Source organism: Rhizobium sp. 862_C5_N1_2 (assembly GCF_051811205.1).
Classification (GTDB): Bacteria; Pseudomonadota; Alphaproteobacteria; order Rhizobiales; family Rhizobiaceae; genus Rhizobium; species Rhizobium leguminosarum.
Genome location: NZ_JBPWPT010000001.1, coordinates 4,336,519 through 4,349,202 on the forward strand (window position 1 = coordinate 4,336,519; position 12,684 = coordinate 4,349,202).

Annotated in this window: 10 protein-coding genes, 1 tRNA gene and 1 pseudogene; 7 read left to right on the forward strand and 5 right to left on the reverse strand. The window is 60.6% G+C overall.

The window, feature by feature from the left end; genetic code table 11:
- The first annotated feature begins 166 nt into the window (after window positions 1-166).
- Window positions 167-241: transfer RNA gene (locus ACD590_RS21435), tRNA-Gly, on the forward strand.
- 180 nt (window positions 242-421) lie between these two features.
- Here the strand turns inward: ACD590_RS21435 and ACD590_RS21440 are convergent.
- The gene (locus ACD590_RS21440; protein ID WP_439003314.1) at window positions 422-1,171 is read right to left on the reverse strand and encodes an SDR family NAD(P)-dependent oxidoreductase; all 750 of its coding nucleotides are present in this window, start codon (window positions 1,169-1,171) and stop codon (window positions 422-424) included.
- Between the two features lie 58 nt (window positions 1,172-1,229).
- On the opposite strand from ACD590_RS21440, the gene ACD590_RS21445 reads away from it, so the two are divergent.
- Complete coding sequence (locus ACD590_RS21445) at window positions 1,230-2,162, forward strand: LysR substrate-binding domain-containing protein (RefSeq protein ID WP_439003315.1); 933 nt, start codon at window positions 1,230-1,232, stop codon at window positions 2,160-2,162.
- Here ACD590_RS21445 and ACD590_RS21450 read toward each other — a convergent pair.
- Window positions 2,161-2,413 (reverse strand): annotated as a pseudogene (locus ACD590_RS21450) (response regulator transcription factor); the annotation flags it as partial. The gene ACD590_RS21445 and the pseudogene ACD590_RS21450 sit on opposite strands and share 2 nt — an antisense overlap.
- Before the next feature lie 508 nt (window positions 2,414-2,921).
- Here ACD590_RS21450 and ACD590_RS21455 point away from each other — a divergent pair.
- The 3 genes from ACD590_RS21455 to ACD590_RS21465 all read left to right on the forward strand — a co-directional run bounded on the left by ACD590_RS21455 (window position 2,922) and on the right by ACD590_RS21465 (window position 5,343).
- Window positions 2,922-3,875: an MBL fold metallo-hydrolase gene (locus ACD590_RS21455; RefSeq protein ID WP_439003316.1), complete on the forward strand. Its 954-nt coding sequence runs from the start codon at window positions 2,922-2,924 to the stop codon at window positions 3,873-3,875.
- Between the two features lie 147 nt (window positions 3,876-4,022).
- Complete coding sequence (locus ACD590_RS21460; RefSeq protein ID WP_018448281.1) at window positions 4,023-4,775, forward strand: SDR family oxidoreductase; 753 nt, start codon at window positions 4,023-4,025, stop codon at window positions 4,773-4,775.
- A gap of 142 nt (window positions 4,776-4,917) precedes the next feature.
- The gene (locus ACD590_RS21465; RefSeq protein ID WP_018244005.1) at window positions 4,918-5,343 is read left to right on the forward strand and encodes a cupin domain-containing protein; all 426 of its coding nucleotides are present in this window, start codon (window positions 4,918-4,920) and stop codon (window positions 5,341-5,343) included.
- 388 nt (window positions 5,344-5,731) lie between these two features.
- Here ACD590_RS21465 and ACD590_RS21470 read toward each other — a convergent pair whose 3' ends face one another.
- From ACD590_RS21470 to ACD590_RS21480, 3 genes are all read right to left on the reverse strand, one after another.
- The gene (locus ACD590_RS21470) at window positions 5,732-6,937 is read right to left on the reverse strand and encodes an NAD(P)/FAD-dependent oxidoreductase (protein WP_439003317.1); all 1,206 of its coding nucleotides are present in this window, start codon (window positions 6,935-6,937) and stop codon (window positions 5,732-5,734) included.
- Window positions 6,938-7,050: 113 nt separating this feature from the next.
- Complete coding sequence (locus tag ACD590_RS21475; protein WP_222284885.1) at window positions 7,051-7,881, reverse strand: alpha/beta fold hydrolase; 831 nt, start codon at window positions 7,879-7,881, stop codon at window positions 7,051-7,053.
- A 450-nt stretch (window positions 7,882-8,331) separates the two neighbouring features.
- Window positions 8,332-9,282 (reverse strand): helix-turn-helix domain-containing protein, encoded by a 951-nt coding sequence (locus tag ACD590_RS21480; RefSeq protein ID WP_182564481.1) that lies wholly within the window; start codon window positions 9,280-9,282, stop codon window positions 8,332-8,334.
- Window positions 9,283-10,283: 1,001 nt separating this feature from the next.
- Here ACD590_RS21480 and ACD590_RS21485 point away from each other — a divergent pair.
- Complete coding sequence (locus ACD590_RS21485) at window positions 10,284-11,726, forward strand: M81 family metallopeptidase (protein WP_193444584.1); 1,443 nt, start codon at window positions 10,284-10,286, stop codon at window positions 11,724-11,726.
- Between the two features lie 208 nt (window positions 11,727-11,934).
- Entirely contained in the window at window positions 11,935-12,666 is a 732-nt protein-coding gene (locus ACD590_RS21490) for a FadR/GntR family transcriptional regulator (protein ID WP_012759394.1), read from the forward strand.
- Window positions 12,667-12,684 lie beyond the last annotated feature (18 nt).

The window sequence follows — 12,684 nt, forward strand, 5'->3', positions numbered from 1 at the left end:
GCCCCGCATTTGCGGCCTTTCCGCCCGAGCTCTGCGAACACCAGAATTTTTCTTCGCCTCACCGTCATTTCCCTGTTGCATTTGAAAACCCGTTAGGCCATATAGCGCCGGTCGCCGCGAGGCGGCGCCCACGGTCCAACAACTACCCCGGACCGATGCGGATTGAGCGGGTGTAGCTCAGGGGTAGAGCACAACCTTGCCAAGGTTGGGGTCGAGGGTTCGAATCCCTTCGCCCGCTCCAGTTTCCAAATTGCCCATACCGAAGACACAGGTAACAGATTGTTTCTCAGACATGGGTGACAACCTCGTGCCGAACGAATTGTCGGTGGTTTGCAAAGTCCTCTGCTCCAGGTCGATATATCCCAGATCATAGTCCACCGACAACTTCTAGAGCCCGTGGGGCGGGCAAAGGGCAGGCCGTTTAAGCCAGGGTCATGCCGCCATCGACGTGAAGCTCGATCCCGTTGACGAAACTTCCTGCGTCGGAGGCGAGGAAGAGTGCGGCGCGCGCCAACTCTTCCGGCAGGCCGAGACGGCCGGCAGGGATCAGGGAAGCCATGTAATCTTCGAATGCCGGCCGCTCGGCCTCCGATACGCCCAGCTTGGCGAGGATTTCCGTCTCGACCGGTCCCGGGCTCAGGATGTTGACGCGGATCCGCCGCGGCTTGAATTCGATCGCCCAGTTTTTCGCAAAGGCGGCGGTTGCTGCCTTTGAACCGGCATAGACGGCATGATCCGGGAGGACCTTCGTGGCCGCGAGCGAGCTCGTAACGATGATGTTTCCGCCGTCGCGGATCAGAGGGGCGATCGTCTGCACGCCGAAGAACACGCCGCGCGTATTGATTGCGAAGTGCCGGTCATAGTCTGCCGGAGTCACCTCGGCGGAGGGGGTGAGATTGATGATCCCAGCATTGGCCATGTAGATGTCGAGCCCGCCGAAGCGGCTCTTCACGGTGTCCGCCAGCCTGCGATGATCTTCTAGGTCGGCGGCATCACCCACGAAGCCGATGGCCGACGGACCGATTTCTTGCACGGCGCGGTCGACAGCATCCTGCCGGCGCCCGGAAATGATGACCTGCGCTCCTTCTTCCGCGAACAGCCGAGCGGTCGCCTTGCCGATGCCGCTATTGCCGCCGGTGATGACGGCGACCTTGTCTTTGAGGTGTTGCATTGTTTATCTCCTTTCAACGAGAAATGAGATAAACGCTGCCACCCTTCGTCATTAGATCATGGGCGGGCACATGATCTGTGCCGCGGAGGTGCAAATGCCGAATCTGCTCAACGAGATGCCCGGATTGATGGCTTTTGTGCGGACGGTAGAGGCCGGATCGTTCAGCGCCGCGGCCCGCGATCTGGCGACGACACCGTCAGCGGTGTCGAAGAGCGTGGCGCGGCTGGAAAAGAAGATTGGCGCCCGGCTGTTCCTGCGCTCCACGCGCGCCCTGATGCTTACCCAGGACGGGCAACTTTTCTTCGACCGCGTTGCGCCGCTGTTGCGAGACCTGGATGCAAGTGAAGAGGCGATCAGGTCCGACGTTGCGCCCTCGGGTCGCTTGCGCATCAGCATGCCTAGCGAAATGGCCCCTCTACTGCTGCCGCGCCTCTTCGGAAGCTTTGCAGCCGACTATCCGAACCTGCATCTCGAAGTCGGACTTACGGATCGGTTCGTCGACCTGATCAGGGAGGACTACGACGTTGTGCTGCGCGTTGGAAATCCCGCGCCGGGAGACCTCATGGTTCGTCACCTGGCCGACCTGCCGATGACGATCGTCGGGTCTCCGACCTTTCTGAAGACCTGGGGCAATCCTGCAACTGCCGAAGCGCTGGCGGCTTTGCCCTTTGCCCGCTATGCACTGGGTGGTGTCACGCAGCCTCTGCGCCTGCCGGACGGGACGAGCTTCATTCCCTTCGGGCGCGTCGATTGCGACTCAGGGGCCGCACTGATTCAGGCTGCGCTCAGTGGGCTGGGAGCGGCCTATCTTCTGCGATGTCTGGTCGCGAAAGACCTGGCAAACGGCACGCTTGTTACGCTCGCGGCGGGGTTTGCGTTCCCTAGCGCTCCCTTTAGTGCACTGCACGCCTTTGGTCGCACCGTGCCGTTGCGCGTAAAGCTGGTCTGCGATTTCATCGCCCGCGAGGCAAAAGCCCTCGAAGCCATCTGAGCTTGACCGTGACTTCGCTGATGCCGAGGTCGAAAGCGATCTGTTTGTTGAGGCGTCCGCGCGTCACCACTTCGCGTAGGATCTCGCGCTCGCGATGCGTCAGCATCCCTAAACATTCAAGATTGCGCCAGACGACGATAGCTTCCGTGCGCCGGGGCCATCCAACGCGATACCGGCCCCACTGCATCGAGCAGCGTCTGGTCTGACACCGGCTTGGTGAGGAAATCCATAGCGCCCGGCTTCATCGTTTTGGCACCGTTCCGCCTACTTGGGAAAGCGCGCCGAGCTTCAATCAACGGCCCCGAGATGTTGATGGCGAGGCCTGTTGGAAAGGCCGCAGCACCAGCTTGCCAGACGAGTGACGTCTCGTTGCTATCTCAGATGGGGCGATGGTGTTCCAACTCGTTATTGGATGCCGACCCTAAGGTCGAAGCAGTCGAGAACCACGTAAACGACGATCCCGAAGGCCAGGATGTCTTTGAGGATCATTGCGGGACGTTTCTCTCGCGGCTGCATCCAACAAACCGGCGAAACCCCGGGCGACTGCCGCATGCGCATGCGTCAACAGCAATTGCTCTGCAGCGGCAGCAATCGTTCTGGCGCAGCCGCAGATCGGTTTCGCTAGATCATTAGAGGACACGCCAGCAGTGAGTGTGTCGCCGACCGCTAGAGACTTCACCCGCATTGACCGCGCTTCCCGTCCAGGAAGCGTAAGCCACCCAGGATTAGCACCAGGATAGAACACAGGAGTTTTCAAAGATGAACCAGATGATCAATGACACTCAGAAGGCAGGCATGAAACTGGACAACAGCTCACATCCCAGCAGACCGGCGCCCGAAGAGCTGGTTCCGTCGCGCTATGCGGTACGGATCGGCGAGATTGACGTGCTGGTGATCAGCGATGGGGTGCTACCGCTCCCAACCGCGATGTTGGGACACAACGCCGAGCCGGCCGCCCGGGCCGCCTGGCTGGGCGACATGTTCCTGCCGCCGGACGCCTTCGACTGGGCACTGAACGTGGTCGTGGTGCGCAGCGGTGGGCAGACCATACTCATCGACGCCGGGTTAGGATTAGACCCGGACTTGAACTTGCCGCGGGCCGGGCAGTTGATGAAGCGCCTGGAGGCCGCTGGCATCGATCTTGGATCCGTGACCGACGTGGTTCTTACACACATGCACATGGACCACGTTGGCGGGCTGCTCGTCGACGGGGTGAAGGAACAGTTGAATCCCGACCTGCGGATCCATGTGGCCGCGGCCGAGGTCAAATTTTGGGAGTCGCCCGATTTCTCCCACGTCTCGATGCCGGCGGGCTTCCCCGACGCGCTTCGGGCGGCCGCCAAGCGGTTCGCCAAAGAGTATCGCAGCCATCTCAGGCTGTTCGAGGATGAGCATGAAGTGGCGCCGGGCGTGGTCGTCTCTCGTACCGGCGGGCACACCCCTGGGCACAGCGTGGTCCGCGTGGCCTCAGGCAACGACCGTCTGATGTTTGCCGGCGACGCCGTGTTCGCGGTCGGGTTCGACCACCCCGACTGGTACAACGGCTTCGAACATGACCCCGAGGAGGCTGCCCGCGTTCGGGTCCGGCTTTTGCGGGAGCTTGCAGCGACCGGCGAACTGCTGGTGGCAACGCATATGCCGTTTCCTTCTGTTGGCCATGTTGCGGTCGACGGCGACGCCTTTCGTTGGGTCCCGGTCTTCTGGGACTACTGACCGCTTGTTGAATTAAGGCCGAACCAGAGCGTGCATCCTTGAAGGCCGTGCCCAGCCCGGCCTTCAAGCCCGAGCTTCAACCAGCCTTCACCTATCCACCTATTGAACCACGCGCACCGCATGGGCGCGCAGCAAATGGAGCGTCTTATGAAAATCGTGATTATCGGCGGAACCGGCCTGATCGGCTCCAAGACCGCAGAGCGCCTGCGCAAGAAAGGGCATGAGGTCATTGCCGCTGCCCCGAAAACCGGCGTTAATACCCTTACCGGGGAGGGCTTGGCGGAAGCACTGAAGAATACCGACGTGGTGATCGACCTCGCGAACTCGCCATCCTTCGAGGATAAGGCCGTGCTTGAATTTTTTCAGACGGCGGGTAAGAACCTGATGGCAGCGGAAATCGCGGCCGGCGTGAAACACCACATCGCGCTTTCCATCGTCGGCACGGATCGGTTGCCGGATAGCGGCTATCTTCGAGCCAAGGTCGCCCAGGAAAAGATCATCCGGGAAGCCGGCATTCCCTACACCATCGTGCGTTCCACACAGTTCATGGAATTTCTCGGCGGCATCGCCCAGGAGGGCACGGTTGGCGACACGGCCCGCTTGTCGACAGGTTCCCTGCAGCCGATCGCGTCCGACGACGTCGCCGATTTCGTGACGGACGCGGCGCTTGCCGCGCCGGCTAACGGCATTATCGAAATCTGCGGCCCCGAGCGCGCGCGTCTCTGCGATTTCGCCGCGCGCTACCTCAAGGCGATCGGAGATTCCCGCACCGTTGTCGCAGATCCGGATGCCCGCTATTTCGGCACCAAACTGGAAGACGGTTCACTCGTCTCCGACAATCATCCTCGCATCGGCCGCATCGGTTTCGACGATTGGTTTGCGACAACGCCCAGAAAATAACGAATTGCGCATTGGCCGCCTGATAAGCGGCCCATGCGCCCGCAGCATTACATTTTGATGGCGATGCCATCGAAAAGATATATAAAAACAATATGTTATATAGAAACCGCGATCGACTCCAAGTCATGAAAGGACGATAAACATGATCAAGTCATTGGCTTTTGCCGTCGCATTGACGGCTCTCCTGTCAGGTTCGGCTCTTGCGCATGATGCGCCCGGTGGCGGGGAGGGCGCAAAGGTTACGCTGGTCTATGACCACAAACTGCCGAACGTACCCGGCAAGAGCATGAAGGGCGTTCTCGTCGAATATGCTCCGGGTGGTTTCTCGGAGGGCCATACACATCCAGCGTCCGCCTTCATATACGCGACCGTTCTCGAAGGCGCGATCCGCAGTCAGGTCAACGATGGCCCCGTCACTGTCTATAGCGCCGGTGAAAGCTTTTCGGAATTTCCGGGCGATCGCCACGGTGTCAGCGAAAACGCCAGCAAGACTAAGCCGGCAAAGCTGCTTGCTGTCTTCGTGGTCGATACCACTGAGCAGGAACTGACCTTCCCGATCAAGAAATAGGCGATCTGGCCGGGCACGATGCCGTGCCCGTCATTGGCACAAACCATGATCGCTGAACCTAGCTATGTCTAGTGATGACAACTTCCAGCCGGTCGTCCTGATCAACACGCTGGGAATTGCCGGGATCGTCGTGTGGCACACAGGGCGGAAACCGTCCGACAGGTCGCCTGATCGTCCAGATCCTTTTCTTTAACGGCATGAGTCTCGTGCCTTTTATGGCAAGCATCGCGCCGCACCAGCCCGATGGTATCGCACGCCTTCAAAGATTGCTTACGAGCCGAAAGCGCTCGGGAAGAAATGATCGATGAAAAATGAGTTGCGTCGGGAACAAGCCGGAATATGGCAAGCTGCGCTCTTATTCAGAGCGCAGCCTCATCGAGGGATCCGATCACAGTTTGGTCACATGCTCCGGATCAGCTGAGGCCAGCGCAGCGGCGCGCTCGGGCTTCGGCGGATAGATCCAGACGGTATTGATCTCCTGCTTGGTCGCCTTCGCTTTCTCGCCGACCATCTCCACCTTGCGATCCCATCCTCGCGTAAAGAGGGCTCCGGCATCTCCGAGGTCGAGGCAGGTGACATAGGCTTCCTGATGATATCGCCGTGCTGGCACGCCCAACAGTTCAGCGGCGGCGTTGTTGCCCGCGAAGGCGCCCATGCGTGTGGCGTGCTGGCACGACATCAGCGCGTAGTTGCCGCAGTCGTCGCAAGCGGCGCGCGCCGCATCCCCGGTGGCGAAGACGCCGGGTACGGCCGGCACGCGCAGGCAGCCATCGACCAGCAGCCGGTCGAACTTGTCACGCTCGCCGGGAATTTTGGTGGTCAGCGGATTGGCCCGTATGCCTCCCGCCCAGATGACGGTCATGGTTTCGATATGCTCACCGGTACTCAGCGTAACTCCGGATTTATCCAGCGATGAAACGCCGGCATTGAGCCGCGTTTCCACGCCGAGCTTGTGAAGTGCTTCCTCGATGATCGGGCGCGGACCTTCGCCCATGTCGGGGGCTACCGCGCTGCTGCGGTCGACGATGATGACACGCGGATTGGCCGCCTTGTCGAACAGGGTCCGCAGCCGCGAAGGCATCTCGGTCGCCGCCTCGATACCTGTGAAACCAGCGCCGGCAACAACGATTGTGTCGCGCGCGGCCGAGGCCGGCATCTTCGCAAGCTCGTGCAGGTGGCGATCAAGGGCAATGGCGTCATCGATGTTATCGACGCTGAAGGCGTAGTCGGCGAGGCCGGGAATATTCGGACGGAACAGCCGGCTGCCGGTGGCGAGCACAAGGCGATGATACTGAAGGGACTTTCGTTCGCCTTTGGCATTGACGACGTCTACGGTGCCGGCCTTCGTATCGACCGCTTCAACGCTGCCCTGCACGTAGGCGACATCGACGGCGTCAAATACGTCCTGCAAAGGTGCCGTCAGGCTCTCGGGTTTCGGCTCATAAAGCCGGGGGCGGATGACGAGCGTCGGTTCCGGGGACACCAGCGCGATTTCGAGCTCTTCGGGCGAAACGCCTTCGATATCGCGCAGGCGGGCTGCGGAAAGTGCGGCGTACATGCCGGCGAACCCGGCGCCTACAATCACAAGTCTCATGTTATTCACTCCGTGGTTTGTGGTTTCAAAGGGCCGCGCGTCACCGTTGCCGCTCCCGATGGGCGGCGAGATGGTCGGTAACGATGGCGCGCGGATTGGTGAAGCGACGTCGCTTAGGCGGTGATGAAGGCCAGCATGTCGGCATTGACGACATCTGCATGGGTCGTGCACAGCCCATGCGGCAGTTTCTCGTAGATTTTCAGCGTGCTTGCCTGCAGGAGCTTCGCCGACAATGGAGCGGCAGCACCGATGGGAACGATCTGGTCGTCATCGCCATGCAACACCAGCGTCGGCACGGTGATGCTCTTCAGGTCCTCGGTGAAATTCGTCTCCGAGAATGCCTTAATGCCTTCGTAATGCGCTTTCGCGCCGCCCATCATGCCCTGACGCCACCAATTCGAGATCACCGCCTGCGACGGCTCGGCACCCGGGCGGTTGTAACCGTAGAAGGGGCCGCTCGGAAAATCGCGATAGAACTGCGAGCGGTTGGCAGCGAGCTGGCTGCGCAATCCGTCGAATGCCTCGATCGGCAGACCGCCGGGATTGGCGCCGGTCTTCAACATCAGTGGCGGCACGGCCGCAATCAGGATCAGTTTGGCAACGCGACCCTTGCCGTACCGCGCGACATACCGCGCGGCTTCACCGCCGCCGGTAGAGTGGCCGACATGGATCGCGTTGCGAAGATCGAGGTAGTCGATCATTGCGGCAACATCGGAGGCGTAGTGATCCATGTCATGACCGTCGCTCACCTGGCTCGATCGGCCGTGACCACGGCGATCATGAGCGATCACGCGAAAGCCTTTGCCGAGGAAGAAGAGCATTTGATTATCCCAATCGTCGGAGCTGAGGGGCCAGCCATGGTGAAAGACGATCGGCTGAGCGGACTTCGGTCCCCAGTCCTTGTAAAAAAGCTGAACACCGTCGCTGGTTGTAATGGAGGTCATTGTGCTGATCCTTTGGAGAATATTTGTTTCGGCGCCCGTCATTGCCGGACGGACAGTTGCTAAAATCGGGTATGCAAGCCGCTACGGGTCGCGTCGTTGCGATTGACCCGTAATCGGTGTCCCAGACCATCCTTTGTCTCCGCAGGATCCATCGGTATGGGCGCAATGGTGGTTTAGCGAAACACGTCTACGGCTGCGCCAGAGGGATTGGCGCCATTGCAGAGCAATTGCGGTTTAGCGGGTGCGCCGCAGTTCATCGCCCGGCGTTTTACCGGTCAGCTTTCGAAATGCGGCGGCCAAGGCTGTTTGTGAGGCGCAGTCACGTGAGGCTGCGACCAACGCCATGCCAGGGGGATTGCGCGGCAGGGTCGTCGTGTGCTCGAGCCGATGGTGTGAAAGCGAAGAACGGGACAGTCCGGAATCTGAGGCGAGGGCGAAAGGAGATTACGGTCAGCCGTGGCGGCGGCGCCAATCAGTCGGTGTTTCACCAGTCAATTTTCGGAATGCAGCTGCAAATGCTGTTTGCGAGGCATAGCCGAGGGAGGCGGCGACCAACGCGATCGAATTTTGAGGATCGCGCAGCATGTTTATGGCTTGCTCGAGCCGATATTGACGCAGCCAGTTGTGAGGTGAAAGCCCCGTGCTTTCCTTGAAAGCGCGACAGAAATGAAAACGCGACAGCCCGGAATCGGCAGCGAGGGCACCGAGGGAGACGTCCGCGTCGGCGTCCGACCGCAATCGTTCGATGGCCCGGCGCAGCACGCTCGGCGCGAGGCCGCCGAGCGCCGGCTGATAGCTCGGTGCCTTGCCTGTGTGCGCCGCCAGCAGGCGCGTGGCTAGAAGGTCAGTCAACTGCTGCCTGAACAGTGTATCCAGTGCCGTATTGCCTTCCAGGACATCGGCTGCGCTCAGGAGCAATCGGGATGTAATGAGGTCCGGATGCGCCGTTCGCTCCAACAGATCGGTCGGCGTGAACGTATCGGTTTCGTCGGCAATGCGCGTCAGTGTCGTGCGGGGAAGATAGAGCTGAACGACATCAACCGGTTTTGGAATATCCCATCGGGAGCTTGATCCAGCCGGGATGATGATCACAACCCCGCGACGAAACGTTCCGCTCTCGACCGATCGTCCGGACCGCCGTTCCATGCGCTGTATCACGCCGTTGTAAGCCATGATGACGTGGTCGGTCATGGGCTCGACGACATCATGCAAGGGGTCGTGATTCCAGTGGGCGATTGCACCGCCGGAGGGGTCTGCCGCAAGATGGATTGGCGCAGTCCTCAGAACGCGCGACATCTCGTTTGCAGGATTCTGGTCAGCAACCGGCATTTCGTCCCGGCGCGCCTCGATTGTCTCAGCCGGCGAGCTCTCGAGAGGATCGCTGGAGCAAGGCACGCTCATGGTTGCCCGCTCGTTGACGAGCGATGCTTATGTGCGGTCCCGTCAACAATCGCGGGATCATTAAGCATCCGCCTATGCTGGCCGACGTTGTCAGTCCTACTACCCATGACATGCCCCAATGTCGCGAGCGATTTCGCCGTTCTTTTGGTTATTCGCGGTGTCTGATGCAGGGTAAATATCAAAAGCTTTCGAGGGGGAAAACCTATTCTCCAGGATAGGTTGCCTTCGCCATTGGACCTCGTTCTCAACCGATTACATGTTTGCATGGCGCCACGATTGACGCCCTTGCGCCGTACGGCAAGGGACCATATTCGTTCCGAAACTCATGGCAGGAGCTGATTTGACGCCTTGCGCTACGTTTCCGAGGTCATTTTGGCAGGAATCCGTGAGCTGGTAGCCATTCTCGAAGAATACGACGGATAGCCTCCGAGTGGGCAGGCGCATCGACTTCCTGTTCGCTGAACCTGTCGAGCGCTTCGCTGAATTCATCGGCCAGCCAGACCCCCACCATAATCTATATAGCACTTCGGAATCCCGAAATTGGTTGCGGCGTTGAAATCATTGGATGTTTCCCCGCGACGACACCGCCCAAAACGCGACGAATTTCGGAATCCCGAAGCGGGGGAATTTCGGGATCCCGAAGTGGGATTTTTTCTTCATGGCGACGCTGACGCGTTTGTCGGCAGCAATCGGCCCGCAGCATCCGACGGAAAAAACCGAGTCGGTCGGAGGCTCATCGATTAAGGCACCTTCAACCTCGACGCCGGCTTAGAAGATCAAGTTTGTAATTATTTTGGTTGATTGGTTCGCTTGTAAACTTATTGTCGAGGCAAAAAGGACGCGTCTTCGGATCGGACCCTGGATGTTCAGTTTATCGCAGCACAAACTCCTTCGAGCGACACCGATCCGCACCCAGCGCGTCGATGCCGGCGCTCGGGCCAGGGTGCCAGCATCGCCGTCAACACCTTCCTGATCGCTCCCAACATCAACTGAGGTTTCACATGCGCATCGCCGTCGGTGGCATTCATACCGAATGCAGCACATACAATCCCGTCCTGAACGAAGAGAAGGATTTTCGCGTGGTGCGTGGCGAGGCGCTGCTGGAAGCACCGTATTTCGCCTTCCTCAAGGATTATGACGCCGACTTCTTGCCGACCATCCATGCACGCGCCATTGCCGGCGGTCCGGTTTCGCGTGCCACCTACGAGGCCTTCAAGGGCGAATTCCTCGAGCGGCTGAAGCCGATGCTGCCGCTTGACGGTCTCTATCTCGCCATGCACGGCGCCATGTATGTCGAGGGCATGGAAGATGCCGAAGGCGACTGGATCAGTGCGGCCCGCGCGCTGGTCGGCGAAGATTGCACCGTTTCGGCCAGCTACGACCTGCACGGCAACGTCACGCAGCGCATCATCGATGCGCTCGACATCTATTCCACCTATCGCACCGCGCCGCATATCGATGTCGAGGAGACGATGCGCCGCTCCGTCTTCATGCTGGTCAAGAGCCTGAAAACCGGCGTGAGGCCGACCCTTCTCTGGGCGCCGATCCCGGTCGTGCTGCCCGGCGAGCGCACCAGCACCGTCGATGAGCCGGCAAAGAGCCTCTATGACATGCTGCCCGGGATCGATGCGATTGATGGCGTCTGGGACGCATCGCTGATGGTCGGCTATGTCTGGGCCGACGAACCGCGCGCCACCGCTGCCGCCATCATGACCGGCACCGACCCCGCCGTGCTGGAGCGCGAGGCCAAACGCCTCGCCAAGGCCTATTGGGATGCGCGCCAAGACTTCGTCTTCGGCTGCGAGACCGGCTCGGTCGAAGAATGCGTCGAAAGGGCGATCGCCAGCCCGACCGCGCCAGTGGTGCTTGCCGAATCCGGCGACAACCCCACAGGCGGCGGCGTCGGGGACCGGGCCGATGTGTTGGCCGAACTGATCGCCAGCGACGCCACCGGCGTCGTCTTTGCCGGCATCGCCGACAAGGCGGCGACCGAGGCCTGTTATGCCGCAGGCATCGGCTCGGAACTGGAGCTCAGCGTCGGCGCCTCGCTCGATACCAAGGGCAGCAAGCCGGTCATCGCCCGCTTCACGGTCAAGTTCCTGCACGAAACTTCGGATCCCGCCGACCGCCAGGCGGTGGTTTCGATCGGTGGTATTGATCTGGTGCTCTCCGCCAAGCGCCGGCCCTATCACAATATCGTTGATTTCACCCGGCTCGGCCTCGACCCGCACCGGGCGAAGGTCATCGTCGTCAAATCGGGCTATCTCTCGCCGGAACTGGCCCCGATTGCCAATCCGAACCTGATGGCGCTGTCGACAGGTGTCGTCGACCAGTTCGTCGAGCGCCTGCCACGGCTGCGCAAGCAGCATCCGACCTATCCCTTCGACAAGGATTTTGCCTTCGAGCCGCAGGTCTTTCTCTCCGCACGCTCGACGCCGGCCTGAGCTCCACCTGAACCAATTGCATTTTTCTGAATAACATTGTCCATCGCGCCGCCCTGTCGCCGCGGTCGACTGTTTTCCCGTATCGCGGCAATGGCGGGAATTGAGCAAAAAACGAGCAGATTTTGATTTGCACAAAAAAGCGCTTGACGCTCGGCGCGATTTGGTTTGCACTGAACCAATAGAAAATTGGTACGGACCATTTCAGCGAATGCCGATGGATGAGACGCAGGGCAATTCGAATTATGCACTGGAGAGGCTGAGGGCTCTCCTGCGGTCCGACAGTCTCGACGCCGACGGCAAGCTGCCGACCGAGCGCACCCTTTCGGAAATGCTTGGCGTCGGCCGCCGTGCCGTCCGCCGCGCCCTCGAAGTGCTGGAAGCCGAGGGCCGCATCTGGCGCCGCCAAGGCTCCGGCACCTATGCCGGCCCGCGCCCCGACGGCTGGAGCGATCATGTCGGCTCGATCGTTGCCGGCACCGATCTCATGGAGGTCATGGAAGTGCGCCTGCGCATCGAGCCGCAACTCGCCCAGCTTGCCGCCATGCGCGCCAAGGCCGCCGATATCGAGCGCATGTACGATCTGGTGAAGAAGATCTACGAAAGCACCGATGCCGACGGGCGCGAACTCTGGGACGGGGCGCTGCACCGCCAGATCGCCCAATGCGCCGGCAACGGTTTCTTCCTCACCATCTTCGACGTCATCAACCGGGTGCGGCAGGACGAGGCCTGGCAGACGATCCGTGAGCGCGCCCGCAGCGCCAGCCGGACGCGGCCCGTCACCTTCGGCCAGCACACGGCAATCGTCGATGCGATCGCCGCTCGGGATCCTGCCAGGGCGGGCGAAGCCATGCGCCAGCATCTGCTGACGCTGCAGGAAAGCCTCATCCGCATCACCTCGCTCGATCATAGCGAAACGGAGGTCGACAAGACCCTCGCCTGACCGAGGTGAGCAGGGAGA